The sequence below is a fragment of the Sinorhizobium fredii NGR234 genome (assembly GCF_000018545.1).
Taxonomy (GTDB): domain Bacteria; phylum Pseudomonadota; class Alphaproteobacteria; order Rhizobiales; family Rhizobiaceae; genus Sinorhizobium; species Sinorhizobium fredii_A.
Map to the genome: position 1 here is coordinate 3,865,914 of NC_012587.1, position 25,485 is coordinate 3,891,398.

General features: G+C 63.6%; 26 protein-coding genes. 10 read left to right on the top strand and 16 right to left on the bottom strand.

What is annotated here, in order from left to right; all coding sequences use genetic code 11:
- Positions 1-8: 8 nt before the first annotated feature.
- The 9 genes from NGR_RS29395 to NGR_RS29435 form a co-directional block, all read right to left on the bottom strand.
- Positions 9-998, bottom strand: coding sequence for a magnesium transporter CorA family protein (locus NGR_RS29395; protein WP_012710122.1), 990 nt, complete (start codon positions 996-998; stop codon positions 9-11).
- A gap of 208 nt (positions 999-1,206) precedes the next feature.
- Positions 1,207-2,331, bottom strand: a complete 1,125-nt coding sequence (locus tag NGR_RS29400) for an imelysin family protein (protein ID WP_012710123.1) — start codon at positions 2,329-2,331, stop codon at positions 1,207-1,209.
- Positions 2,331-4,082, bottom strand: a complete 1,752-nt coding sequence (locus tag NGR_RS29405) for a di-heme oxidoredictase family protein (protein ID WP_012710124.1) — start codon at positions 4,080-4,082, stop codon at positions 2,331-2,333. Before NGR_RS29405 ends, NGR_RS29400 begins: the two co-directional genes overlap by 1 nt.
- 48 nt (positions 4,083-4,130) lie before the next feature.
- Positions 4,131-5,411 carry an imelysin family protein gene (locus tag NGR_RS29410; RefSeq protein ID WP_012710125.1) on the bottom strand — a complete coding sequence of 427 codons (1,281 nt, stop codon included), beginning with the start codon at positions 5,409-5,411 and terminating at the stop codon, positions 4,131-4,133.
- A 144-nt stretch (positions 5,412-5,555) separates the two neighbouring features.
- Positions 5,556-6,845, bottom strand: a complete 1,290-nt coding sequence (locus NGR_RS29415) for an RsmB/NOP family class I SAM-dependent RNA methyltransferase (RefSeq protein WP_012710126.1) — start codon at positions 6,843-6,845, stop codon at positions 5,556-5,558.
- Positions 6,846-6,975: 130 nt separating this feature from the next.
- Complete coding sequence (locus NGR_RS29420; RefSeq protein WP_012710127.1) at positions 6,976-7,350, bottom strand: septal ring lytic transglycosylase RlpA family protein; 375 nt, start codon at positions 7,348-7,350, stop codon at positions 6,976-6,978.
- A gap of 460 nt (positions 7,351-7,810) precedes the next feature.
- On the bottom strand, positions 7,811-8,686 hold the full coding sequence (locus NGR_RS29425; protein ID WP_164924569.1) for an SDR family oxidoreductase: 876 nt from the start codon (positions 8,684-8,686) through the stop codon (positions 7,811-7,813).
- Positions 8,674-9,846 carry a tRNA epoxyqueuosine(34) reductase QueG gene (gene queG, locus NGR_RS29430; protein WP_012710129.1) on the bottom strand — a complete coding sequence of 391 codons (1,173 nt, stop codon included), beginning with the start codon at positions 9,844-9,846 and terminating at the stop codon, positions 8,674-8,676. The genes NGR_RS29425 and queG overlap by 13 nt, the downstream gene beginning before the upstream one ends.
- A gap of 10 nt (positions 9,847-9,856) precedes the next feature.
- Positions 9,857-10,549, bottom strand: coding sequence for a glutathione S-transferase family protein (locus tag NGR_RS29435; protein ID WP_012710130.1), 693 nt, complete (start codon positions 10,547-10,549; stop codon positions 9,857-9,859).
- Positions 10,550-10,808: 259 nt separating this feature from the next.
- Between NGR_RS29435 and NGR_RS29440 the strand changes: the two genes are divergently transcribed.
- The gene (locus tag NGR_RS29440; RefSeq protein ID WP_012710131.1) at positions 10,809-11,615 is read left to right on the top strand and encodes an undecaprenyl-diphosphate phosphatase; all 807 of its coding nucleotides are present in this window, start codon (positions 10,809-10,811) and stop codon (positions 11,613-11,615) included.
- Between the two features lie 276 nt (positions 11,616-11,891).
- Here NGR_RS29440 and NGR_RS32475 read toward each other — a convergent pair whose 3' ends face one another.
- The 5 genes from NGR_RS32475 to NGR_RS29460 form a co-directional block, all read right to left on the bottom strand.
- A complete protein-coding gene (locus tag NGR_RS32475; protein ID WP_012710132.1) occupies positions 11,892-12,053 on the bottom strand; it encodes a hypothetical protein in 162 nt (53 codons plus the stop codon).
- Positions 12,054-12,291: 238 nt separating this feature from the next.
- Complete coding sequence (locus tag NGR_RS29445; RefSeq protein ID WP_012710133.1) at positions 12,292-13,272, bottom strand: complex I NDUFA9 subunit family protein; 981 nt, start codon at positions 13,270-13,272, stop codon at positions 12,292-12,294.
- Positions 13,273-13,404: 132 nt separating this feature from the next.
- Positions 13,405-13,692 carry a DUF1330 domain-containing protein gene (locus NGR_RS29450; protein ID WP_012710134.1) on the bottom strand — a complete coding sequence of 96 codons (288 nt, stop codon included), beginning with the start codon at positions 13,690-13,692 and terminating at the stop codon, positions 13,405-13,407.
- 125 nt (positions 13,693-13,817) lie between these two features.
- Positions 13,818-14,522: an orotidine-5'-phosphate decarboxylase gene (gene pyrF / locus NGR_RS29455; protein WP_012710135.1), complete on the bottom strand. Its 705-nt coding sequence runs from the start codon at positions 14,520-14,522 to the stop codon at positions 13,818-13,820.
- Positions 14,523-14,529: 7 nt separating this feature from the next.
- Positions 14,530-15,111 carry a histidine phosphatase family protein gene (locus tag NGR_RS29460; protein WP_012710136.1) on the bottom strand — a complete coding sequence of 194 codons (582 nt, stop codon included), beginning with the start codon at positions 15,109-15,111 and terminating at the stop codon, positions 14,530-14,532.
- A 98-nt stretch (positions 15,112-15,209) separates the two neighbouring features.
- Between NGR_RS29460 and NGR_RS33305 the strand changes: the two genes are divergently transcribed.
- Complete coding sequence (locus NGR_RS33305) at positions 15,210-15,569, top strand: helix-turn-helix domain-containing protein (protein ID WP_015886710.1); 360 nt, start codon at positions 15,210-15,212, stop codon at positions 15,567-15,569.
- Positions 15,508-16,161, top strand: coding sequence for an IS630 family transposase (locus tag NGR_RS29465; protein ID WP_012708199.1), 654 nt, complete (start codon positions 15,508-15,510; stop codon positions 16,159-16,161). Before NGR_RS33305 ends, NGR_RS29465 begins: the two co-directional genes overlap by 62 nt.
- A gap of 12 nt (positions 16,162-16,173) precedes the next feature.
- On the opposite strand, the gene pmtA is transcribed toward NGR_RS29465, so the two are convergent.
- Positions 16,174-16,776 (bottom strand): phospholipid N-methyltransferase PmtA, encoded by a 603-nt coding sequence (gene pmtA / locus NGR_RS29470; protein WP_012710137.1) that lies wholly within the window; start codon positions 16,774-16,776, stop codon positions 16,174-16,176.
- Between the two features lie 269 nt (positions 16,777-17,045).
- A complete protein-coding gene (dnaN, locus tag NGR_RS29475; protein ID WP_012710138.1) occupies positions 17,046-18,164 on the bottom strand; it encodes a DNA polymerase III subunit beta in 1,119 nt (372 codons plus the stop codon).
- Positions 18,165-18,398: 234 nt separating this feature from the next.
- Between dnaN and rsmI the strand changes: the two genes are divergently transcribed.
- From rsmI to NGR_RS29510, 7 genes are all read left to right on the top strand, one after another.
- Positions 18,399-19,346 carry a 16S rRNA (cytidine(1402)-2'-O)-methyltransferase gene (rsmI, locus tag NGR_RS29480; protein WP_012710139.1) on the top strand — a complete coding sequence of 316 codons (948 nt, stop codon included), beginning with the start codon at positions 18,399-18,401 and terminating at the stop codon, positions 19,344-19,346.
- Positions 19,336-19,704: a YraN family protein gene (locus tag NGR_RS29485; protein WP_012710140.1), complete on the top strand. Its 369-nt coding sequence runs from the start codon at positions 19,336-19,338 to the stop codon at positions 19,702-19,704. The genes rsmI and NGR_RS29485 overlap by 11 nt, the downstream gene beginning before the upstream one ends.
- Before the next feature lie 106 nt (positions 19,705-19,810).
- The gene (locus NGR_RS29490; protein WP_012710141.1) at positions 19,811-21,109 is read left to right on the top strand and encodes an extracellular solute-binding protein; all 1,299 of its coding nucleotides are present in this window, start codon (positions 19,811-19,813) and stop codon (positions 21,107-21,109) included.
- A gap of 123 nt (positions 21,110-21,232) precedes the next feature.
- Positions 21,233-22,153 carry an ABC transporter permease subunit gene (locus tag NGR_RS29495; protein ID WP_164924570.1) on the top strand — a complete coding sequence of 307 codons (921 nt, stop codon included), beginning with the start codon at positions 21,233-21,235 and terminating at the stop codon, positions 22,151-22,153.
- Positions 22,154-22,163: 10 nt separating this feature from the next.
- Positions 22,164-23,006, top strand: coding sequence for a sn-glycerol-3-phosphate ABC transporter permease UgpE (gene ugpE / locus NGR_RS29500; protein WP_012710143.1), 843 nt, complete (start codon positions 22,164-22,166; stop codon positions 23,004-23,006).
- A 190-nt stretch (positions 23,007-23,196) separates the two neighbouring features.
- Positions 23,197-24,336 carry a sn-glycerol-3-phosphate import ATP-binding protein UgpC gene (locus tag NGR_RS29505; RefSeq protein WP_012710144.1) on the top strand — a complete coding sequence of 380 codons (1,140 nt, stop codon included), beginning with the start codon at positions 23,197-23,199 and terminating at the stop codon, positions 24,334-24,336.
- Positions 24,333-25,319 (top strand): endonuclease/exonuclease/phosphatase family protein, encoded by a 987-nt coding sequence (locus NGR_RS29510; protein ID WP_164924571.1) that lies wholly within the window; start codon positions 24,333-24,335, stop codon positions 25,317-25,319. Before NGR_RS29505 ends, NGR_RS29510 begins: the two co-directional genes overlap by 4 nt.
- Positions 25,320-25,485 lie beyond the last annotated feature (166 nt).

The following is a 25,485-nucleotide window of genomic DNA, read 5'->3' on the forward strand; positions in this document are numbered from 1 at the left end:
TTCCACATCTACAGCCAACCCCGGCGTTTGAAATAAAGATACGGCAACAGCGCGGAAATCGCCATCGCCGCCAGCGCATAGGGATAGCCCAGCTGCCAGTGCAGTTCCGGGATGATCTCGAAGTTCATGCCGTAGATCGAGGCGACGAGCGTCGGTGGCAGGAACACGACCGCCGCGACCGAGAAGATCTTGATGATCTGGTTCTGCTCGAGATTGATCAGGCCGAGCGTCGCGTCGAGCAGGAAGTTGATCTTGTTCGACAGGAACAGCGCGTGGTCGCCGAGTGAGGCGGCGTCGCGCTGGATCAGCTTAACCCGCTGCCGGCTCTCCTTGGCGGCCTTGCGCGCCGTGCTGCCTTCCAGGGCCACATGGTAGGCGACGAGCCTGCCGATGCTGACCAGGCTTTCGCGGATGGTCGTCAGCAGGTCGCCCTTCTGGCCGATCTGCTCGATCAGCGACTGCAGGTCGCGCGTCTTCTTGGTGGCGCTGGCAGTCGACTTGCGGAACACCTCGCGCGAGATCCCGTCGACCTCGTTGCCGGCCCGTTCCAGGGCGTCAGCGATCCGGTCGATCATAGCCTCGAGCAGACCCAGCATGACCAGTTCGCCCGTTTCGCAGACGGCGCCGTTCGGTTTCTGGATGCGGGTTGCATAGGTCTGGAACGGCTTCGGATCGGCGTGGCGCACCGTGACGAGAGTCGCCCCCTTGAGGACGAAGGTCACCGGCACCTTGACCGGATAGTCGCTGTCGAGCTTGGCGGTCGCGGTCATCGTCATGAACTCCGCGCCGTCCTCCTGGTAGAGGCGGTCGGAGAGCTCGATTTCCTGCATCTCGTCGCGGGTCGGGATGGCGATGCCGAGGTGCTCCTCGACGAACCGGGTCTCATCGGCGGAGGGATTGAAAAGGTCGAACCATGTGACCGGCTCCTGGAAGGCAAGGCCGGTGGCGTGATCGGCGAGCGCGAGATGGCCGTTCTGGCTTAGGTAGATGCGCAGCATTTTGGGCTCCATGGGCGAGGTCATCGGACCGCCTGGAGCCCTGATCAATCAGGTCCGAGCGGCCGCGATGAAAGCTCGACTTCGACTGTCGGGGTTCATCTTGGGTTGGTCCTTCGTGGGTGACGCATGCCCGTGAAAAACGGGCATGGAATGCGCTTTGCTCCCAAACTTACGGCTTGTCAACCTGAGGCTTTTTCACGTTGGCGTGTCAATCGCCGTCGGCGAAGGAAAACCCGGCGCCGAGCCCGATCGCGCCGCCGAAGTCGCGGTTCAGCCGGTCGAGGAGGTCGGCGGTGTTGAGTGCGATGAAGTCGAGCCTTGCGCGTTGTTTCTCATCCGCCAGAACCGCATCGATCGGCCCCTCGACGCGGTCGGTCGCGCTGATCAGCGCCTTGAACAGAAAATTCAACGAGCCGGCGATCGAGCGGCTGTCGGCGGGAAGCAGCTTCTCCATGCCTGCGCTGTTGAAGAGCGCCTGCAGACCGCCGAGGTTCGCGGCAATGGACGCCATCGTGTTACCCGAGCGCCAGTAGATCGCGAGCTTCGGGCGGCCCTTGTCCGGCTTGCCATCGAGCGCCCCATCATAGAATGGGCGCAGCCGCTGGTCCTTGATCATCTCGACGCTGTGCACGAGAACCCCGAGCAGTTCCGTCGCCGCCTCCTTGCTGTCGCGGAAGAACGGGTTGCCGGGGCCGGGCGACTTCCAGGCAGACTGGACGCCATCGGGCTTCTCCCAGGCGGCGAGCAGCTCGTCGGCGATCGCCGTCAGGTTCTGGGAGATCGCCACTCCGTAACGGCAGCGAAAGCTGCCTCCCTTGCCGGCGAGCGTCTCCGCTCCGGTGCCGTAGAGAACATACTCGAAAGCGCCGAGCCCCTGCACGGCGACGCTCTTCCCCTTGAGACTGTCCGCCCTTGTCGCACTCTCGTCGTGCTTGGCAAGAATGGCCTGCACCTGCTTGAGACCAGTGCTCTTGCGATCGGGATAGAAAAGGAAGCGCTCGAACCGGTTCTGTTCGAGAGCCGGTCCAAGCCGGACGATTTCGATCGTCGACCATTTTCGTACGACATTCGAGAAGGCCGATCGGGTTTCCTCGAGCGCTGCGGCGGACGGTGTCGCGCAGAGCGCGGCGCTTTTCTCGGCAAGATCGGCCGTTGCCCGCGACAGGTCGCGGTATCCGGGAACGATGAAACTATCCACCGCCTCTGCCATCACCCCCGGCAAGGCCGCTTCGTCGAGGACCCGCGGCGAAAGGGCAGTGCCCTCCTGTGCCGCTGCGGGCGCGGCGGCTGCAAGAAGCAGCAGGCCGAGGGTCAGAGGAAGCTTAAAGCGCATCAGAGCGACTCCAGAAAGGAAAGCAGGGCGTTTCGGTCGTCCTTCGCCATGGTGGCGAAGGCATTGCGGGCCTTTTCCGCTTCTCCGCCGTGCCACAGGATGGCCTCGGTGGAATTGCGAGCCCGCCCGTCGTGGAGCAGGAATGTGTGACCGCTGACCGTTTTGGTCAGGCCGATCCCCCAGAGCGGCGGCGTGCGCCATTCGCGCCCGCTGGCGACACCGACCTGCTGGCTGTCCGCCAGTTCCTCGCCCATGTCGTGCAGCAGGAAATCGGAATAGGGCCAGATCAGCTGGAACGCCAGTTCCTTGTGCGGTGCGTCGCGCCGGGTGACATATTTTGGCGTGTGACAGGCCGGACAACCCGCTTCGTAGAAAAGCTGCTTGCCTTTCAGCGTTTGCGGAAAGCTCGCCTGGCGGCGGGCCGGGACTGCCAGGTTGGCGGAATAGAAGGTGACGAGGCCGAGCACCGGGTCGGGCGCCTCGACCGGCCCGAGCCGCGCCTGCACGCCGCTCGGCAGCTTCAGGCAGGCGTCCTGCGCCTCGGTGCAATCGCCGTGGCTGCGGCCCGAGGCAGGCGTGGAAATGCCGATGTCGGTGGCGAAGGCGTCGGCCGCCTGCTGGCGAATGGTCGCGTTCTGGGCCTTCCATCCGAAACGGCCGAGCGCGGTCGCGTTCCTGTCTCGGTCGCGGACGAGCGCCGCCCGTCCGCTGATGCCGTCGCCGTCCCGGTCGTCCGGATCGGCCCGCGCAAGAATGTTGGCCTCGTGGATCATTTCTATGAGGCCGAGGCCGATCATCGGCGGGGCGACGCGCGGCGACAGCGTCGTCGCCGGATGCAACGGGCCATAGCCGAGATCGGCAACCGCGTATTCGGGCTTGCGCAGCGAGACCGTCTCGCCTTCGGAAAGCGGCACCGTTGCTTCCGTATAGGTGACCGTGAGACGCCCTTCGGCGGCAAGCCCCGGCACGGCGCTGTCCTGCAATTGCGCGCCATAGACGGGATCAGGAAAGTTGAGCACCTGGTAATCGGCGACCATGCGGCGTTCGGCTTCGTCGCGCGGCGCACGGGCAAGACGGTAAACCGTCGACGTCGCGTCGCCTGCCTCGGGCGGGCGGCCGCGGCCGTCGCGCAGGTGGCAGCTCTCGCAGGCGCGGGCGTTGTAAAGCGGGCCGAGCCCGTCGGAGGCCTGCGTCGAGGAAGGGGCGGAGACCCAGAGCTTTTCGAACAGCGCCTTGCCGAGCTTGAAATTCTGCTCGTCCTCGAAGGGTAGATTGGCGGAGAATTGCTGGAAGACCTTCTGGTCGACCGGCGCGATCGTCGTCGTCGCGCCCGCCGACATCGCCTCGAAGGGTTCGGCCCTGGAGAAGTCGGTCGCCGGTCGAGTGACGGCCTCGACGCGCTGGAGGTCCTGTTCGGAAAGGTCGTCGCGTTGAGGGAGGCACCCCCCTCTGCCCTGCCGGGCATCTCCCCCACAAGGGGGGCGATCGGCAAACGGCGATGTCCCGCTCAGCGAATGGGGCTGGGCGAGTACCCTTGCAGTCGATGAAGGCGGCGCTTGCGACGTGTCCGTCGGGCAGGGCTCTGCTTCTGGCCAATCTCCCCCCTTGTGGGGGAGATGCCCGGCAGGGCAGAGGGGGGTATTGGCGCCGGCGCCGCGACCGATACCCCCGCCAATCGCCGATGCCGTGGCGGCAAGGCCGACGAGCGCGGCGAGCGGCAGCGCGAGGAAGCGGGCGGTCGGGACCTTCATCGGGCAAGGGCCGGGCCGCGCCTTGTCGGAGCGACCCGCCTTTTCGGCTTATTGGAAAACCGCGTTAGGATTATCCAGGCTGTCGGAACCTTCAAGCTCGATTGTGCCGAGTTCGAGCGCCGCGATGACGCGCTCGACGGTCTTGGCCTGGGCGATCAGCCCGTCGATGGCGGCCTGAACGGTCGCATTGCCGTCCTTGTTGCCTTCGGCGATCATCTGGTCATAGGCCTCGCCAGCTTCGGCGCGCTTGGCCATCGCCTGCATCTTCTCGACGGTGGTTGCGAGATTGGTCGCCATCTCCTTGTCGAGCGCGGCGTCCTTGGCGGCGACGAGTTCGGACAGCGAGGGGCCGGCAAGCTTCGTGCCGTCGACCCGGGTATATTCGCCGGTATAGGCCGACTGGATGCCGATCGCATCGTGCAGATGCGAATTATGGGTGTTGTCCGAGGAGCAGTCGTGTTCTTCTTCCGGATCGTGCAGCAGCAGGCCGAGCTTCATGCGCTCGCCGGCCAGTTCCCCATAGGAGAGCGAGCCCATGCCGGTGAGAATCGCCGCGAGACCGGCCTTGGGGTCCGCTTCCACTGCCTTGGCCGCGGCACCTTCCGGCGCCCAATTGGCGACCATTTCCTTGAGGTCGGCGACGAGCAGGTCGGTCGCCGCCTTCAGGTAGGCAGCGCGGCGGTCGCAATTGCCGTTCGTGCAGGCTTTGGTGTCGAAATCGGTATAGGTGCGCTTGCCGGCGCCCGGGCCGGTGCCGTTCAGATCCTGGCCCCACAGCAGGAACTCGATGGCGTGGTAGCCGGTCGCGACATTCGCTTCGATGCCGCCGGCTTCCTGCAGCGTGCCGGCCAGGAATTCCGGCGTGATGTTCGTCGCGTCGACGTCCTTGCCGTCGATCTTGATCGTCTTGTTGGCGATGACGTTGGCGGTGAAGAGCGCGTTCTCGTCGCTCTCCGTGCCGTAGCTCGGATCGACATAGTCGATCAGGCCCTCATCGAGCGGCCAGGCGTTCACCTTGCCTTCCCATTCGTCCACGATCGCATTGCCGAAGCGGTAGACCTCGGTCTCCTGGTAAGGGTTGCGGGCCTTGAGCCAGGCGTCGCGCGCCGCCTTCAGCGTCTCTTCGCTTGGGCCTGCGATCAGTGCATCGACCGCCTTGTCGAGCGCCTCGGCCGTTGTCAGTGCGTCCTCGTATTTGGCGTGCGCGACGGCGGCATAGTGTTTGACGACCGCAGCGGCATCCGTCGCGGCGCTGGCCGGCTGCAGAGCAAGCACGGACGTGGCCGTCATGAGTGCCAGCGCAGCGGCGCGGATGAAATTCTTGGTCATGACCCTCTCCTTGGCATGTCGGCCGAGCAACGGCTCGAGGCCGGGTAAAGCGCCATTGTCATGAACCAAAAGTAAACTGGTGTCAAAGCGTATAGTTTAGAACATTTTCAAATTACGACCTCCCCTTGCGGGGTGCAGGGAATGCTATCCTTTTCTGCCCATCAGGCAGAAGAAGAACCCGTCGGTTCCGGTCGAGGCGGGCGTCAGGGTGACGGTCTTCATGTCGGCGGACCAGGGTTGCGGCTTGTCGGTGCCGAACAGCGCCGCCCAGGTGTCTGCGGCCGAGAGGATCTCGAACTCCGGATTGTCCTCGCAGAAGCCGTAGACCTGTGCCTCGTTTTCTTCCGGCAGCACCGAACAGGTCACGTAGATCAGATGGCCGCCGGGACGGACGAACTGGGCGGCGCCGGCAAGCGCCTCTTCCTGCTGCGCCAAGCGCTCCTCGAGGTTCTTCTGGGTCAGGCGCCATTTCGTGTCCGGCCGGCGCCGCCACGTTCCGGTGCCGGTGCAGGGGGCATCGACGAGCACCCGGTCGCAGCGGCCGGCGAGCGATGCCAGCGCTTCGGCCGACTCGTGCACCTGCACATTGCGGGTGCCGGCCCGTTTCAGCCGTTCGATGATCGGCGCAAGACGCTTGCGGTCGGTGTCATAGGCATGCACCTGGCCCTTGTTGTTCATGGCAGCGGACATGGCGAGCGTCTTGCCGCCGCCGCCGGCGCAATAGTCGAGCACCTGCTCGCCTTCACGCGGGAAGACCAGGTCCGCAACGATCTGCGAGCCTTCGTCCTGAACCTCGAACCAGCCCTTCTGGAACGAGATTTCGGCGGTCACGTTCGGCAGCCGCGAGGCGCCTTCGCCAGCGGGGATGCGCACGCCGTGGCGGGCGATCGCCGCCGGCTCGGCGCCGCTGCGCTCCAGGGACTTCAGCACCTTGTCGCGGCTGGCCTTCAGCGTGTTGACCCGAAGGTCGAGGGTCGGTCGGCCGGCGAGCGCCCTGGCTTCGTCGAGCCAATCGTCGGAAAAATTTTCCTCGAAGGAGGCCTGCGTCCATTCGGGGATGTCGCCTTGCACGTTGAGCGGCGCGTCGTCGATGCGCCGCGCGCCGAACGCCGTCATCATCTCCGCCGAAGGTGCCTGCGGGGCAAACTTGTCATCGGCAAGTTCCTCCGCGAGCTTGTCGGGCGTAAAGCCCCATTGGCGGTACATGACCGCGTGGCCAAGCGCGGCCGCGCTGTCGCTGTCCATCAGATAGGCATGGGAAAGCTTCATCCTAAGTGCGTCATAGACGATGTTGCCGATGGCGGCGCGATCGCCCGATCCGGCGAAGCGGTGCGAGAGGCCCCAGTCCTTGAGCGCGTCGGCGACCGGGCGCTTGCGCTTCTCGATATCGTCAAGAACGTCAATGGCTCCCGAGAGCCGTCCGCCCAATCGCATCTTCGATCAACTCCTTTTTCGCCGTGGTAGCGGCGATGGCCTCGAAGAGCAAGTGAGCGGTCGCATTATCCGCCAGAGCAGCAGCCCCGCAGAATAATCCGTCCAGCCGACCCGGTGGACGGATGGATGATCAGGAATTGACGACTTGGTAGCAGATGCTGGCCGTGCCCGAGCGGATCATGCCGATCTGCGAGGCGGCCGCCTTGGACAGATCGATCACGCGGCCGCGAATGAAGGGGCCGCGGTCGTTGATCCGGACTACGACGGACTTGCCGTTCCGCTTGTTGGTAACCTGCACCTTAGTACCGAATTTCAGGCTGCGGTGGGCTGCCGTCAGGCGCGCGGCGTTCATGCGCTCACCGGAGGCGGTTTTCGAGGTGAGGGCGTACCAGGAGGCGCCACCGCAACCCGTTCCCTTTGCCTGGATGTCGGATGCCGAGACCAAACCCATCCCGACGGCGAATAGCGCTGCGGCGGCAGCAGTCTTGATTTTCGCGGGCTTCAAGCGATGACCTCTTCGGATTGAATGTTCGACTAGTTCCCTTGCAGTTCGAGCTAATTAGGGCAAAAAATGGCAAAACCGTGCTTCAACCGTTAACCTTCGATTAGGATTTATTGAAAAACATGGTGATTTTAAAAATGGAGTGCCGTTTTAATTGCTTTAGAAAGGACAAAGAAGTTCTATGAAATCAGCGGTTAAACGATTTGAGCGCCCATTCGTTCCGCGCAGCTGCCAGCCGAACGTAAAAAATCATTTAAAATTTCGATTCACTGGATTTTTCACGAATTTCCCTCGTCAAAAATGCGAACTATCGCTTAGGTTGTAGTGAATGGACAAGTATAGGGCAAAATATGGCAGTATGAGGCAGGAGCGCTGAATCTTCCGAATCTATTACTTTCGGATGATCTCACGACATGCTTTTGGAGGGGGGCGATATTCTGAAAGAAGTATCGCAGAAGTAAATCTATTCGCCGCGCCAGGTGCCGCTGGCCCATAGCTGTGCAAGCGAAACGCGATAGTTCGGGAAGGCGAATTCGAAGCCAGCCCGGCGAAGCCGCGTGTTGGAGACGCGCTTGTTCTCGCCATAGAAGGATCGCGCCATCGACGACATCTCTGCGCTCTCGAAGGGAATCTCCGGTGGTGGCTCGACACCCATCAGCCGGGCGGCCTCGGCCACCACGTCCTGCGGCGGCCCTGGCTCATCATCGGTCACGTTGAAGATTCCGCCCATGCCGCGGCCGGCGAGGAATGCGGCCGCCGCCCCGATATCCTCGACACGGATGCGATTGAAGACCTGGTTCGGCTTCACGACGCGCCGCGCCGTGCCTTCCGTGAGGTTGCGGAAGGCGTTGCGGCCCGGCCCGTAGATGCCGGCGAGCCGCAGTACGGCGACGGGAATGCCCAGACTCGCGCCATGATCCAGCCAGGCATTTTCCGCCTCGACCCGCTCGACGGATCGCTGCGAGACAGGCTTGAGCGGTGTCTCCTCCGATACCCAGCCGCCGCCATGATCGCCGTAAACGCCGACGGTGGAGAGATAACCGACCCAGCGAAGGTTCGGCAGAAGCCTCTCGAGCGGTGGCGTGCCGGCCCGGAACATCGGGTCGCCTTCGCGACCGGGGGCGATCGACTGGACGAGGTGAGTCGTCTTGCGCATCGCCTCGGCGAGATCAGCGGAAATCGCGTTGCCGTCGAACAGCAGAGGCTCGATGCCTGCGGCCTTGAGCGTTGCCAGCTTCTCCGGTGACCGGGTGGTTCCCGTTACCGATTGCGCCGCGGGGGCGAACGCCTTCGCGATGGCCGTGCCGGAATAGCCGGCGCCAAGTATCAGGACATGCATCGGCTCACTCCTGCCATTTCCCATTCCGAAAGCACCTCGTCGTCGGTTTCCTGTCCGCATTCCGCGGCGAAAGCTGCCAGGTCGCCCGCCGGCATCAGGCGCGACAGCGCCCAGACGGCCATCCCTCTGACGGTTGGCGAGCCATCGCGCGCGCATGCCTTGCAGGCGGGTATCAGGTCCTTCTGACCGGAATTGCCGGCGGCGATCAAGACATTTCTGACGAAGCGGTCGCGTCCGATACGTTTCACCGGGGAGCCGGAGAACAGGCTGCGGAATGCGGCGTCGTCGAGCGTCAGCAGGGCGGCGAGCTCCGGCTCCTGGAGGTCCTCCCGTGCCCTGAGCTTCATCTCCGAGGCCGAGCGTGCAAACTTGTTCCAGGGACAAACGGCGAGACAGTCGTCGCAGCCATAGATGCGGTTGCCGATCAGCGGCCGCAATTCGCGGTCGATCGGCCCCTTGTGCTCGATGGTCAGATAGGAGATGCAGCGCCGCGCATCGATGCGGTAGGGCGCCGGAAAGGCGTCGGTCGGACAGGCATCGAGACAGGCCCGGCAGGAGCCGCAATGGTCGCGCTCGGGCGCATCGAGATCGAGATCGGCGGTCGTGAACAGGCTGCCGAGAAACAGCCAGGAGCCGAATTCGCGGCTGACGAGATTGGTATGCTTGCCCTGCCAGCCGATGCCGGCCTTTTCCGCGAGCGGCTTTTCCATGACCGGGGCGGTGTCGACGAAGACTTTCACGTCCTCGCCGGCGCGTGCCGCAAAGCGCGTGGCGATCTCCTTCAGCCGGCCCTTGACGACGTCGTGATAGTCGCGGTTCTGAGCGTAGACCGAGATCGCGCCTCGGTCCCGCTTGGCGAGGATCGCGAGCGGATCGCTGTCGGGGCCGTAATTCATCCCGAACAGTACGATCGAGCGGACCTCGCTCCACAGCACCCGCGGATCGGCGCGCCGCTCCGCCGTCTCGGCAAGCCATTCCATCGTCCCATGCCAGCCGGCGTCAAGGAATTGCGCAAGCCTGTCCGGCGCCTCGGGAATCGCGTCCGGCCGGGTGATGCGACAGAGGTCGAAGCCCTTGGCCGCGGCCTCTTCCTTCAGGAAGGCGGTGAGCGTCCGTCGTTTCCTGCCCTGGTTCTCCGCCTTTATAGCGTGGCCGGGCATTGTCGTGTCCTTAGAAGTCAAGGTCCGCATAATGGGAGACGGGGGTTACACCGCGCACCCGCTCGGCGAGCAGCGGGCGGAAGGACGGCCGGGATTTGAGCCGCTGGTACCATTCCTTGGCGGTCGGCGCGTCGGACCAGTCGATTTCGCCGAGATAGTCGAGGACGGAGGTCGCCGCGGCCGCCGCGAGGTCGGCGTAGGAGATCCGGTCGCCGGCCAGCCACGGGCGCGAGCCGGCGAGCCACGAGAGATACTTCATGTGCTGGCGGACATTGCTGCGCGACGTCCTGAGGACCTTCGAATCCGGCGCGCCGCCACCCTGGTCGGGCGTCATCTGCAGCTTGAAGATGCGCTCGCGCACCAGCGGCCGCGTCACGTCGGCTTCCATCTTGTGCAGGAACCATTCGGTGAGCCGGCGGATTTCGGCGCGCTGGAACGGATCCTCCGCCAAAAGCCGGCGGTCGCGTTTCATGATGCCGCTGGTTTCGTCGAGATATTCCGAAATGATCGTCGCGCCGCAAAGCGCCCGCATGCTGTCGTCGACATAGACCGGCAGGGTGCCGGCCGGGTTGAGCGCCAGGAAGTCGCGCCGGTTCTCCCAGGGCTGCTCTTCGCTCAATTCCGTCTGATAGCCATATTCTGAGAGAATAAGGCGTACGAACCGCGAGGCAGAGGACATAGGGTGATGATACAGTGTCGGCATCGATGATCAGATTGCAGCTGTTTTTCGGGGATCTGCAGCGCCGTGCGTCTTTTCAGACGCACCAGGACGCTGCAGCACTTTGAATCGCTCGCATGCTTTGATCCTTAAATCGGCTCGATTTAAGGAAACATGCAGTCGGCATCGCGGCATATGCAACTGGCCACGGCTTCATACAACGAGCTATAGGTAGTTGCGGTGGCAAACACAAGAGAATCGACCTCCTCCTCCCAAATCCAAGAATATCAGGAAACGTTCATATATGGCCGATCAATCGATCATCAGCGCGCTCGTGCTCGGGCTCATCGAAGGGCTGACGGAATTCATCCCCGTCTCGTCGACGGCGCATGTGCTGCTCGCCGGGCACTTCCTCGGCTTCAAGTCGCCGGGAAACACCTTTGCCGTGCTCATCCAGCTCGGTGCCATCCTTGCCATCCTGCTCGTCTATTTCCAGAAGCTCCTGTCGATCGCGCTGGCCCTGCCGACGAGCGTCAAGGCGCGCCGCTTCGTGTTTTCCGTGCTCATCGCCTTCCTGCCGGCGGCGCTGATCGGCGCGGCGGCGCACGGCTTCATCAAGGCGGTGTTGTTCGAGACGCCGATGCTGATCTGCGTCGTTCTGATCGTCGGCGGCGTCATTCTCTACGCAATCGATCGCCTGCCGCTTCAGCCGCGCTATACCGACGTCTTCGACTACCCGCCGTCCCTGGCGCTGAAGATCGGCCTCTTCCAGTGCCTGGCGATGATTCCGGGGACGTCGCGCTCCGGCGCAACGATCGCCGGCGCCCTCTTGATGGGAACCGACAAGCGTTCGGCGGCCGAATTCTCCTTCTTCCTCGCCATGCCGACCATGTTGGGCGCCTTCACCCTCGATCTCTACAAGAACCGTGACGCGCTCTCCTTCGACGACATCGGCGTCATCGCCATCGGCTTCATCGCCGCCTTCGTCGCGGGGATCGTCGTGGTGCGCTCGCTGCTCGATTTCGTCTCGCATCGCGGCTTCACGCCCTTCGCGATCTGGCGCATCGTCGTCGGCACGGCGGGGCTGGTCGGGCTTTGGTTGGTTGGGTAGACTCTGCGCTTGCGAGCCGCTCTGCCATAGATTCGCCTTTCACCCTAGCCCTCTCCCCGCACGCGGGGAGACGGGACTTTAGAGCGTGCCGCGAGTCTCCTTCGCCCCGTTTACGGGGAGAAGGTGGCCGGCAGGCCGGATGAGGGGGCGCGAACCGGAAGAAAATCGCACGTAGAAACAAAAAAGCCGCATGCGTCTCTTGCGAAACGCATGCGGCCCCTGGCCCCCGCCAATGAACTCACAATGTCTGCCTCGAAGACGAGGCAGTTGACCGGCTTACCAGCCGGAAGCGCCGATCGACGCCGTCGTGCACGGGTCGACGCCATAGGCAGGCGTGCAGCCCTTGCTGCTGCTCGCCACGGTACCCGGTGCGATGAATGAGCCAGCCAGAATGATCAGTGCCGCAGACGCAAAAAAGATTGCGATCGACTTGCCCATGAGACGTTATGCCTTTCGACTATGATGTTGTCACCGCCTGCGCTTGCCGCGCCTTGGGTGCGAGCGGTGTTTATTCGCCGGGCGTGTCATGATCAATATCAGGACATGCTGAATCTGCGGTAAACATCATTCCCGTTTTCGACTGCGGCAGAACTGCAACGCTGTTGCGCCAGTGCCACAAGCGAAAGCCGCCGGCGGGACCGGCGGCTGGAATCGAACCGGGCGGGTTGCAGGGCAATCAGGCCGCGCGGCCGCCGCGCGTATACTGTCCTTGCGGGCGAAAACGTACGAGATAGGTCGGCAGGATCGAATCGAGCAATGTCGGTTCGATGCCGATGCCGGCTAGTGTGCGGCCCTCGGCTTCGGCCGCCGCCGAAACGACATTGTCGGATTTCAGCAACACCACCTGGTCGGCGGTAATCGGCGGCGCGATGAAGGGAACGAGCGATGCGACGCTGCCGAGAAGCGATGCGATGCCGAAGGGGATCGACACGAAGGAACGCTTGCGATCGATGGTGTTGAGCGTGATCTCCAGACATTCGCGGAACGACAGGACCTGCGCGCCACCGAGTTCATAGATCGTCCCGCCCTTGAGCTTGCCGTCGACGGCGCGGGCGACGGCTTCGGCGACATCCGTCACATAGACCGGCTGGAACTTCGTCTGGCCGCCGCCGATCAGCGGCAGCGCCGGCGCGAAGCGCGCCATGCTGGCGAACTTGTTGAAGAAGTCGTCCTCCGGCCCGAAGATGATCGACGGGCGCAGGATGATCGCCTCGGGAACCGTTTCGAGGATGGCGATCTCGGCCCGGCCCTTGGTGCGGGCATATTGCGATTCTGAATTCGTGTTGGCGCCGATTGCCGAGATATGCGTCAGCGTCGCGCCGGCCGCACGGGCGGCTTCCGCGACGGCGCGGGCGCCGAAGTCCTGAACCGCGTCAAAGGTGTTGCGGCCGCTCTCGAAGAGCACGCCGACACAGTTGATCACATGGTCGGCGCCCTCGACGGCGCGATCAACGGACTTGCGATAGCGCAGATTGGCCTGAACGAAGGAAATCTGCCCCATCGTGCCGAGCGGCTGGAGGTGACCTGCCAGGTCCGGCCGGCGCACCGCAACGCGAATGCGATAGCCCCGCTTGGCAAGGGCGCGCACCACATGACGGCCGACAAATCCGGATCCGCCGAAAATCGTCACCAGCGGCGGAAGGTTGGACAAGGTCATGGGAAGCGCGCTCCTGAAGTCGTTTGGAAGAATTGCTTGCTACATAGCCGAAGCGGCGGCCAAGGTGAAGGCCATTCCGCGCGTCGCCGCGAGCCTCGCGCCTGCCCGGCCGGCACTGCCAGGAGCCGCGTCTCAGACGCCCTCCACCACGACCATCTCGGCGTCGGCGACCTCTTGGCGGATCGCCGCGGCGATCTGGTATTCCGGGGAATTGTAGCAGTCGACGGCCGCCTGCAGGGAGGGGAATTCGATCACCACATTGCGGGCGCGAACGGCGCCTTCCAGCCGTTGGAACTCTCCGCCGCGCGCCAGGAAGGTCGCGCCGTATTTCTCGAAGGCGGGCTTGGCGGCTGCCACATAGTCCTTGTAGCGTTCGGGGTCTCTGATATCGACCCGAGCAATCCAGTATCCCTTGGCCATTTACGAGTTCCTCGTCTTTCTCGAAAAGCACAGACGGGATCGTTACTTCCGGCAATTCTTGGTCGAGGTCAAGCGCCCCACTCACCGGAAGTCGATAAAGTCGAGGCCGGCTGCGGCCTCCGGTGTCAACCGGAGAGGGCGTTCTGCATCTCGGCAAGTATGCTGCGGCTGGCAGCCAGCGGATCGGCGGCCTTGACGATCGGCCGGGCGACGACGAGATGGCTCGATCCGGCACGGATCGCCTCGGCCGGTGTCATCACCCGTTTCTGGTCGCCTTTCTCCGTGCCGGCGGGGCGAATGCCGGGCGTTACCACCGCCATCTCCGAACCGACGACGCGGCGGACGGCGGCGGCTTCCTCCGCCGAACAGACGATGCCGCCCATGCCGGCAGCGCGTGCCTGTTCGGCCCTGCGCAGCACCAGGCTATGCGGATCCGAGCCGTAGCCGGCATCGATGACGTCTTGCGCGTCCATCGAGGTCAGCACCGTGACGCCGAGCAGGCAGAGATCGGAGCCTTTCGCCGCTTCGACAGCCGCCTTCATCGCCTTCGGATAGGCATGCAGCGTCAGCATCGACATGCCCATCCTGACGATGTTCTCGACGCCCTTCGCCACCGTGTTGTCGATGTCGAGCAGCTTCATGTCGAGAAAGACCTTCTTGCCGCTCGCCGCCAGATCGCGGGCGAAGTCCAGGCCGCCGGCGAAGGCGAGCTGGTAGCCGATCTTGTAGAAGACGACCTCGTCGCCAAGCGTCGAGACGATCCTTTCCGCCTCGGCGATCGTCGGAAGGTCGAGGCCGACGATCAGCCGGTCGCGCGCGCCTGTGCTCATGTCGAGATCACCCCTGCCAGATTTCCATCGGCGTCCAGTCGCATGTGACGGCGCGATCCGCAAGACGGAAGGCAAAGAGATTACCGCCGCCCGGCAATTGATCGGCGCTGCGGGCGATCGGCACGCCTGCCATCCGGCATTTCAGCAATGTGCCGACACCGCCATGGCCGACAAAGGCGATCGGGATGGCCGGATCGTGGCGGTCGAGTATGTAGAACACGGCCCTTGCGATGCGCGCCTGGGCGTCGATGGCGCGCTCCCAGCCCGAATAGCTCTCCTCGGGATGGGCGAAGAACCGGTCCGCTGCCCTTTCGAAGTCCTCCGGCGGGAGGAATCCGGTCGCGGAACGGTCATTCTCGCCCGTCTCCTCGTCCGTCTCGACCGGAACGCCTGCAGCCTCGGCGAGGAACATTGCGGTTTCCAGCGCCTTCCTCTCGGCGCTCGATATGACGCGGCCAAGCAATCGGACCCACGGCTGCCCGGAGGTCATGCGCGCCCGTTCCCGGCCGAGATCGGACAGGCCCCATTCCGGCACCGCGACGGCAGCATCGATCTTGACTTGCGGATGCGTGAGATAGACGCCGAACACGGGCGGGCCGGCGGTCTAAAGCGGGTCGCGATTTTTAGGATTCAGGATTCCCGAATCGGGGTTGGCTGTGATTCCCTCGCTTTGACGGGAGGGACACCATGGGCAAATCACATCCGCTTGCTTTGCGTAGTCGTGTCATTGCGTTTGTCGAGGACGGTCACAGCCATCGGGCCGCGGCCCGGCACTTCCGGGTGTCGCCGCGTTTCGTGAACAATCTGGTGAAGCTCAAACGCGCGACCGGATCGCTGGCGCCACGGCGGCAAGGCCATCTGGGTGGCGGCAAGCTGAACGCGCATGGCGAGTGGGTCCGCGAGCGCCTGGCGCAGAATGGCGACCTGACGCTGGACGAACTGTGCCTGGAACTCGCCGGGCGCGGCGTCATCGTGCACCGCTCCAATGTTGGCCGTCTTCTCCACCGCCTCGACCTCAGCCATAAAAAAAAGCCTGCAGGCAAGTGAGCAGCAGCGCCCAGAGATCGCGCGGGCGCGTGAGCTCTGGACCCGGCGACGCCGGCGCTTCTTCAACAAGGCATTGGCGCGACTGGTCTTTATCGACGAGACCTCGACCAATACCAAGCTGACCAAGCGCTCAGGCTGGGCACCAAAAGGGCAACGCTATCGCGCCCACGCCCCCTTCGGTTCGTGGAAGACGCAGACCTTCATCGCCGGCCTGCGATCACATGGCGTGGTCGCGCCCTTTATCGTCAACGCGCCGATGAACCGGCGCATCTTCGAGACCTGGATCGAAACGCAACTCGCCCCGACGCTGTCGCCCGGAGACGTCGTCATTCTCGACAATGTCGGCTTCCACAAGAGCGAGCGGGCCGAACAAATGGTCAAGGCGAAAGGCGCATGGCTGCTCTTCCTGCCACCCTATTCGCCCGACCTCAACCCGATCGAAATGGCCTTCTCCAAGCTCAAGGCGCTGCTGCGCAAGCGGGCCGCCCGCAGTTTCGACGCCATCGCCGATGCACTCGGCGATATCTGCAATCTCTTCTCCGTCACAGAATGCCGGAACTACTTCAATGCGGCCGGATATGAGGCCGATTGAACGCGACACGCTTTAGTGAGCCTTGCTGTAGACCCAGAGCTGAGCCGGCGGGATGTTGCGCACGACGAAATCGTAATGCTGGATGCGATAGCGATCCGGCATGGCGACGACCGGCGACATCGGCCCGTAGGAGATCTGAACGACAGGACGACCGAAGGGGATGCGCGACAGCAGGTCCTCGATCAGCTCGACGCGGCGGTGCATGGGGAAGTTCAGCAGCGGGACGGCGGAGATGACGCTGTCGAACTGCTGACCGTTCAGTGCGCCGAGCGTGCGCGCAAGGTCGAATGCATCGCCGTTGATGAAGTTGACGCCGGCGAAATCCGCCTTCAGCTGATTGAAGAATTCGGTCGAGTATTCCACCGATACCAGCCTGTCAGGGGAGATGCCGCGCTCCAGGATCGCCTTGGTGATGACGCCCGTGCCCGGACCGAGCTCGAGAACCGGCAGGCCGGAACGCGGGTTGACGACGCTCGCCATGCGTCGCGCCGTTATCGAGGACGTAGGCAGGATCGCGCCGACGGCTCGGGTGTTGCTCATCCAGCCCTTGAAGAAGCGAATCTCTTCGTCGAACTTCTGACCGAACTTTTCCTTCACCTTCAGGCGCAGACTCATTGAATCCCCTCGGCTTCATTGTTCCATGACAACGCACGCGTCGCCGCTATTCGGCGGCCCGCGCGAACCTCTTCTCATAATGTGCTCGCATCTGCGGCGAAAACAAGTCGGCCCGCGTCTGAAAGCGACAGTTTATCAACAGAGAGCGACGTCGGCCCTGTGAAAAACCCGCCAAGCGGGCGCGTGGCGGGTTTCAATCCGAAATCGCTCTGCTGATCTATCCCTAAATCGCCGCCGATCCAGCGATGGAAATGCAGCGCGGTTCAGCCTCAGACGCGCATCGGCATGAGCACGTAAAGCGCGTCGTCCGCCGCGAGGTCACGCACCAGCGTCGGAGAGCCGGGATCGGCCAGCATGAAGACCGCTTCATTGCCGGTCAGTTGGGCGGTGATGTCGAGCAGATATTTGGCGTTGAAGCCGATTTCGAGCGGATCGTTCTCGTAGCCGACCGGCAGTTCTTCCATTGCGCTACCGGAATCCGGGTTGTTGACGGTCAGCGTCATCTGGCCGTCGGTGAGTGCCAGCTTGACGGCGCGGCCGCGTTCGGAGGAGATCGTCGAGACGCGGTCGACGGCTTGCGCGAAGGACTGGCAGTCGACGCGCAGCTCCTTGTCGTTGCCGGCCGGAATCACCCGCTGATAGTCCGGGAAGGTGCCGTCGATCAGCTTGGATGTCATGACGATCGAGCCGATCGTCAGGCGGATCTTCGCGTCCGAGACTTCAGCGGTGACGACCACGTCCGGCGTGTCGAGCAGCTTCTGCAATTCGCTGACCGTCTTGCGCGGAATGATGATGCCGGGCATGCCCTCGGAGCCGGCCGGCGCCTCGATGTCGGCGCGGGCGAGGCGATGGCCGTCGGTTGCCACCGCACGCAGCTTGAGCTCACCCTTGTTCTCCACCGTGTGGACGAAGATGCCGTTGAGGTAGTAGCGCGTCTCCTCGGTCGAGATCGCGAACTGCGTCCTGTCGATCAGCATCTTCAGATCCGTCGCCTTGAGGCGGAAGGAATGCGAGAAGCTGCCGGCCGTCAGATCCGGAAAATCCGATTGCGGCAGGCATTGCAGCGAGAACTTGGAGCGGCCCGAGGCAACCGTCATTGCGGTACCCTCGGCATTGGTGGCGAGCCGCACCTCCGAACCATCCGGCAGCTTGCGGACGATGTCGTAGAGCAGATGCGCCGGAACGGTCGTCGCGCCGGCCTGTTCGACCTGCGCCGGCGTGGCCTCGGTGATCTCGAGGTCGAGGTCCGTCGCCTTCATTTCAAGGCTGGCGCCGTCGGAGCGCAGCAGCACGTTCGAGAGGATCGGTATGGTGTTGCGTCGTTCGACCACGCGATGGACATGGTTCAGCGATTTCAAAAGGTTGGACCGCTCGAGAGTAATGCGCATGGGATGCTACCGCTTTCAACCATAGCCGGACGGGCAAGGCGCCCGCCGCAGCGTCAAACTGCGTGTGTCCCGGCCAGCCGGCCGGAGCGATGTGGACGGGCAAAATGGCAGAAAAATTGCCGCGAAAGCAAGCGGTTTCGCGGGCTTTTCCCAAATGGAGGCGCCTGGCGAGATGGGCGCCCTTGCCCTGCGCTTGCCGCTCACTCATAAAGGGGCGAACCGGCGGTGCCGGGCATGAGCGGGAACATGGCATTGGACAAGCAGCAATCGGCCGAGGCGGCGGAGAAGGAACGACACCGCAGCTTTCGCCTGCACAATGCAAGCATTCCGGCGCGGCCGCTGGAGCCGGCCCTCTATCTGGTGGCGACGCCGATCGGCAATCTTGCCGATATCACTTTGAGGGCGCTCGAGACGCTTGCCGGTGCCGATCTGCTCGCCTGCGAGGACACGCGGGTGACGCGGGTGCTGCTCGACCGCTACGGCATCGTCAACCGGCCGGTTGCCTACCATGAGCATAACGCCGCCGAGGCCGGGCCGCGGCTGCTTTCAGCACTTGCCGACGGGAAATCGGTGGCGCTCGTCTCCGATGCCGGAACGCCGCTGGTCTCCGACCCCGGCTATCGCCTGGCGCAACTCGCCATCGACGCAGGTCACCGGGTCGTGCCCATTCCCGGGCCGTCGGCGCCGCTCGCGGCCCTCGTCGGCTCGGGCCTTCCAAGCGACGCCTTCCTGTTTGCCGGCTTCCTGCCCACCAAGGACAAGGCGAAGCGCGACCGGCTCAGGGAATTTGCCGAGGTGCCGGCGACGCTGCTTTTTTTCGAGTCGCCTCACCGCATCGCCGCGACCGTCACCGCGGCCGCTGAGGTTTTCGGCGAAGAGAGGAAAGCCGCCGTCTGCCGTGAACTGACCAAGACCTTCGAGGAATTCCGCCGCGGTACGCTCGGCGAGCTCAGGACCTTTTATGAGGAAGGCGCGACCGTCAAGGGCGAGATCGTTCTGGTGATCGGTCCGCCGGACGCAAAGCCAGCCCCCGCGGCCGCGGATGTGGACGCGCTCCTCAGGGAACTAGCCCGCGACATGCCGATGGGCAAGGCAGCGACGGAAGCGGCGCGCCGCACCGGTTTGCCGCGCAAGGAGCTCTACGACCGGCTTTTGAGCCTCAAGGACGGCGATGAAGGCTGAGCGTCCTGATGGCCGCAAGCTTCGGGCGCTGAAGCGCGGCCATCTCGCCGAATACCGCGCCGCGCTCTGCCTGATCGTCAAGGGCTACCGCATCGTCGCCATGCGCTATCGAACCAAACTGGGCGAGATCGATATCATCGCCCGGCGCGGCGACTTGATCGCCTGCGTCGAAGTGAAGGCCCGGGCGAGTTTCGACGGGGCGGTCTTCGCGGTCTCCGATACGGCGCAACGGCGGATCAGGGCGGCAAGCGACGTCTGGCTGTCGCGCCAGGCGGATTTTCACTGCCTCTCGGTCCGCTACGACATCGTCGCCGTCATGCCCTGGCGCTGGCCGCGGCACCTGCCGGATGCGTTTTGATCAAACGATCAAAAATGTAATCGATCCGACACAAAAGCATTACCGGCCTGTCATCGAAGGTCACTAGTCCACTTCCACCGCAATCACGGTGGAGAGGGACCCAGACATGTTCAAAACGATTTCGCTCGCAGCCCTAGCTCTTGCATTTTCCACGACGACGTCGCTCGCTGCGACCGACATCACCTGGTGGCACGGCATGGCCGGCCGCAACGGCGAGGTCATCAACGAGGTCGCCCTGAAATTCAACGCGGCCCAGAGCGCCTGCGCGCTGACGCCCGTCAGCAAGGGCACCTATGAGGAGGCGCTTGCCTCCGGCATCGCCGCCTTCCGCGCCGGCGAACAGCCGAACATCCTGCAGGTCTTCGACGCCGGCGCCGCAACGATCATCAACGCCAAGGGCGCCGTCATTCCGGCGGAAGACCTGATCACCAAGGCGGGCTACGGCTTCGATCGCAACGCCTTCATCGATGGCGTGCGCCATTTCTACGCCGATGCAGAAGGCAAGTTCGTCGGCATGCCGTTCAACTCGTCGGCACCGATCATGTACATCAACGACGAGGCCCTGAAGAAGGCCGGCGTCGAGGCGCCGAAGACCTGGGAAGAGTTCGAGGCGATCGCGCCGAAGCTGAAGGAAGCCGGCTTCATCCCGCTCGTCCAGTCGCAGCTCACCTGGCAGTTCACCGAGAACTTCTTCTCGCGCAACAACATCCAGTTCGCCACCAACAACAACGGCTACGACAGCGTCGTCGACACCAAGCTCAACGTCACCGACCCGAACCTCGAAATGATGTTCGAGAAGCTGAAGGCCTGGAAGGACCAGGGCTATTTCGCCTTCTACGGCGCCGGCTGGAATGACAACCAGAAGGTCTTCGAAGAGGGCAAGGCAGCCCTTTGGATCGGCTCCTCCGGCTCCTTCGGCGGCCTGCAGAAGACGGCGACCATGCCCTTCTCTGCGACCTTCCTGCCCTATTGGGGCGCGATCAATGGCGCCGGCACCAACTCCTTCATCGGCGGCGCGGCACTCTTTGCCATGTCCGGCAAGTCGGACGAGGAAAACAAGTGCGTCGCCGATTTCTTTGAGTTCCTGACCTCGCCGGAAGTCCAGTATTTCTACCACAAGTCCACCGGCTACGTGGCGATCACCAAGGCTGCCTATGCGCTCGCTGAGAAGGACGGCTACTACAAGGAAAAGCCGATCGCCGAAGTCGGCATCAAGCAGCTGCTGCTGCCGGCCGGCGAATGGTCCAAGGGCTACCGCCTCGGCTTCTACCCGCAGATCCGCGAGATCATGGAGCGTGAATACGGTCGTATCTTCTCCGGCGAAGCGACCGTGAAGGATGCCCTCGAAACGATCGAGCGGGAAGGCAACGAGCTGCTCGCCCGGTTCGCCAAGACGGCCGGCTGATCGATGAGCCAGACGAGCCCCTCACCCTGGCCCTCTCCCCGCGCGCCCGGAGAGGGGAATGCAGCGTCCTTCGGGACGTCCCTTCTCCCCGCAGCGGCGCGGAGAAGGTGGCCGGCAGGCAGGATGAGGGGCGCGTCCGGCCTCGAAGGGCAGCAGACGTTCGCCAAGCGCGTGCAGTTCTCGTCACCCTTCCTGCCCTACCTGTTTCTTGCGCCGCAGCTCGCGATCATCTTCGTGTTTTTCTACTGGCCGTCCGTCCAGGCGATCCAGTCTTCCTTCTACCTCGAGGATCCGTTCGGCTTCGGCGCGACCTTCGTCGGCATGAGCAACTACACCGACGTCCTGAAGTCGACCGAATATCTCGGAATCGCGCAGTTCACAGCGATTTTCACCGCCCTCGTCGCCTTTTTCGCGCTGTCGATCGGCCTGCTTCTCGCCATCAAGGCGGACGGCGTCATTCGCGGCAATGCCGCCTACAAGACGCTGCTCATCTGGGTCTATGCGATCGCCCCACCGGTCGCCGGCCTGATCGGCATGATGTTCTTCAACCAGCATATCGGCCCGCTCGTCGAGTTCGCCCGTTGGTTCGGCTGGGACATCAAGGTCGGTCTCGATTATTCCGACACGGCCTTTGCGATGATTGTCGTCTCGGTCTGGAAGCAGATCCCCTACAACTTCATCTTCTTCCTTTCCGGACTGCAGGGCATTCCGGTCTCGGTGCGCGAGGCGGCGGCACTCGACTGCCGCTCCGAGTTCCGTCGTTTCTGGACGGTCATCCTGCCACTGCTGGCGCCGACCGCTTTCTTCCTGCTGATCATCAACGTCACCTATGCGCTCTTCGACACATTCGGCGTCATCGACGTGATGGTGAAGGACAAGGCCGCCAACAATCCCATTACCCTTGTCTACAAGGTCTACATGGACGGCTTTCGCGGCAGCGACCTCGGCGGTTCTTCGGCGCAATCGGTGATCCTCATGCTCGTCGTCCTGGTGCTCACCGTCTTTCAGTTCCGCTTCATCGAGCGGCGCGTGCACTACAATTGAGGGAACGCCGATGCATCGCACCCGGTTCTTCGACCACGTCATTTTGCTTATCGGCGTCTTCATCATGGTGGCGCCGGTCGTGGTCGCCTTCATGACCTCGACGCATGAAGCGGCCGACATCCATCGCAACGGCCTCAGCCTTACCTGGGGCGGCCATTTCACAGAGACCTACGAGGCGGTGCTGACCCGCGAAGGCGGCTTCACCGGCAAGGTCACCGGGCTCAACATGATGCTGAATTCGATGATCCTCGGTCTCGGCTTCGCGGTCGGCAAGATCGTCCTCTCGATGCTGGCGGCCTATGCGATCGTCTATTTCCGCTTTCCGCTGGCGACCTTCTTCTTCTGGGTGATCTTCACGACTCTGCTGCTGCCGCTCGAAGTCCGCATCCTGCCTTCCTACGAGGTGATGAATGCGTTGAGGCTGACGAACACCTATACCGGGCTGATCGTGCCGCTTCTCGCCTCTGCAACGGGCACCTTCTATTTCCGCCAGTTCTTCAAGTCGGTGCCGGACGAACTCTTGGAGGCGGCGCGCATCGATGGTGCCGGACCGTTCAAGTTTTTCATCGACGTGCTGGTGCCGCTGTCGCGCACCATGATGGCGGCGATCTTCATCATCATGTTCGTCTACGGCTGGAACCAATATCTGTGGCCGACCTTGATGACGACCGACGAGGGCTTCTTCACGCTGGTGCGCGGCATCAAGCAGATCCTGCTCGTCTGGGTCGGCTCCAACATTCCCGACTACAACGAGGCTTTCGCGCTGGCGATCCTCGCCATGCTGCCGCCGGTGATGATCGTCGTGATCTTCCAGCGGTGGTTCATCAAGGGGCTTACCGAAAGCGACAAATAAGCATTTCCAGGCGAAGCGTGCAGCGATTCGCCGTCTGGAAATGCGCAGGACAAACAAAGCATTTCCAGGCGAAGTGTGCAGCGGCTCGCCGTCCGGAAATGCGCAGGGCAAAGAGTTTGACGGAACGAAGCGAGGGCGACGCGGTTTAGAGCCCGCGCCCTGACTCGCAATCCATGAATGGAGGCAGCCAATGGCAGCGATCGACATCGTCGATGTCTCGAAAATCTACTCGGGCAATATCGAGGCCGTGAAATCCGTCTCGATCGATATCGCCGACGGCGAGTTCATCGTGCTCGTCGGGCCTTCCGGCTGCGGCAAGTCGACGCTTCTGCGCATGGTCGCCGGGTTGGAGACAATATCGAAGGGCACCGTGACGATCGGAACGCGCCTCATCAACGATGTCGAGCCGGCCGAGCGCGACATTGCCATGGTCTTCCAGAACTATGCGCTCTACCCGCACATGACGGTCTTCGACAACCTCGCCTACGGCCTCCGGAATCGGAAGACGCCAAAGACCGAGATCGACGCGCGGGTCGCGGAAGCCGCGCGCATGCTGGAGATCGAGCCCTATCTCGACCGCAAGCCCCGGGCGCTGTCCGGCGGCCAGCGCCAGCGCGTCGCCATGGGCCGGGCGATCGTCCGCAAGCCGGCCGCCTTCCTCTTCGACGAGCCGCTCTCGAACCTCGACGCCAAGCTCCGCGTGTCGATGCGCGGCGAGATCAAGCGGCTGCAGAAGCGGCTCGGAACGACGTCGCTCTATGTCACCCATGACCAGCTCGAGGCGATGACGCTGGCTGATCGGCTGGTGGTGCTGAATGGCGGCCGGATCGAGCAGATCGGCCGGCCGCTCGAGGTCTATCATGCGCCGGCCTCGACCTTCGTCGCCAGCTTCATCGGCTCGCCGGCGATGAACCTCCTCAGGGGCGCATTGGAGGGCGGCCGCCTGCATATCGGCACGCACGGAATCGATCTCGCTTATCCCGTGCCGGCGGAAGGCCCGGTCACGGTCGGCCTGCGCGCCGAGGATCTGCGACCGGCGTCCCCCGGTGAGCAGGCACTGCTCTTCCGGGTTGACTATGTCGAAGAGCTCGGTGCCCAGCGCCTGGTGCACGGCATGGTCGAGGACCAGGCGCTGACCGTCTCCCTCGCACCTGAAACGCCGCTTGCGGACGAGGTGGCGATCGCCATTCCGATGGATCGATTGCATTTCTTCTCGGCTGATAGCGGCAAGCGGCTCAATCGCCCAAGGGTGACCGAGGGGGCGGCCGACGGGGCGACAGCTGCTCCTTTGGCCCGCCACCACGCCGTAAACCTGGAGCCTGTACCGTGATTGAAGGGACCGTATCGACGCTCGCCGTCGCTTCGCAGGAAGATCGCGAGGGCTTTGTCCGGATGGAGCGCAGCGTCGCCGCCCATGACGCCGTCATGGCTGGGCTCGAGGCGATGAATACGATCGAACTCGGCGGTTCAGCCTCCGGAGCGCTCGCTTTTCCCTTCACCGTTGCCGCCTGGAACCTCGAGCGCTGCCTCTTTCCCGAAGAAAGCGCCGACCAGGTCCGCGCCACCGGCGCGTCGCTGGTTCTGCTTTCGGAGATGGACAACGGCATGGCCCGCACCGGTCAGCGTCATACGACCGCCGAGGTCGCGGCGGGGCTGGCGATGCAATTCGCCTATGGCGTCGAATTCGTCGAATTGGGCCTCGGATCGGATACCGAGCGCGAATTCTGCAGGGATGACTTCAACGAGAAGGGCTTCCATGGCAACGCCCTGCTTGCCTCCACTCCGCTCCGCCGCCCCTTCCTGTTGCGGCTTTGGGGCGAGCGCCTGTGGTTCATGGATGGTGGCGATCAGCCGCGCCTCGGCGAGCGTTGCGCCGTCGGCGCCGTGATCGGCACCGAAGCCGGCCCCTTCGTCGCCGTTTCCACGCATCTGGAAAGCGCCACGACCGCCGCCTACCGCGAGCGTCAGGTCGGGGCGCTTATCGATGCGCTGGACGTGGCCTTTCCGGGGCTGCCCATCCTGATCGGCGGCGATCTCAACACCGGCAACCATGTCGGCGGCGACTTCGAGGCCGAGGGCCTCTTTGCGGCGAGCGCCGCACGCGGTTTCACCCGCCACGGCGGGCCGATCGACCGGATGACCACCCGCCCGAGCCTGATCACCCGTTGGCCGAAGCGGGCGATGAAGCTCGACTGGTTCCTGGCGCGAGGCCTGAGGATCGGCGAAAGCCGTATCATTTCCTCGCTCGATGCCTCCGGCCGTCCGCTCTCCGATCACGACCTCGTCACCTGTGTCGTCGAGGGTTTCGAATAGGCTTCGGTCTCCTTGCCTAAGCGCCTCACGCATTCTACATGTTGCGGGCGCCTTGGCGGCCTCTTGTCTGTCGGAGCCGATCAGGGCCGCCGTAGCGCTTTGAATTGCTGTGTAATTCGCCTCATAGCGATGCCCACTGGGCTTATACGGCGAAGATCCAACCAGG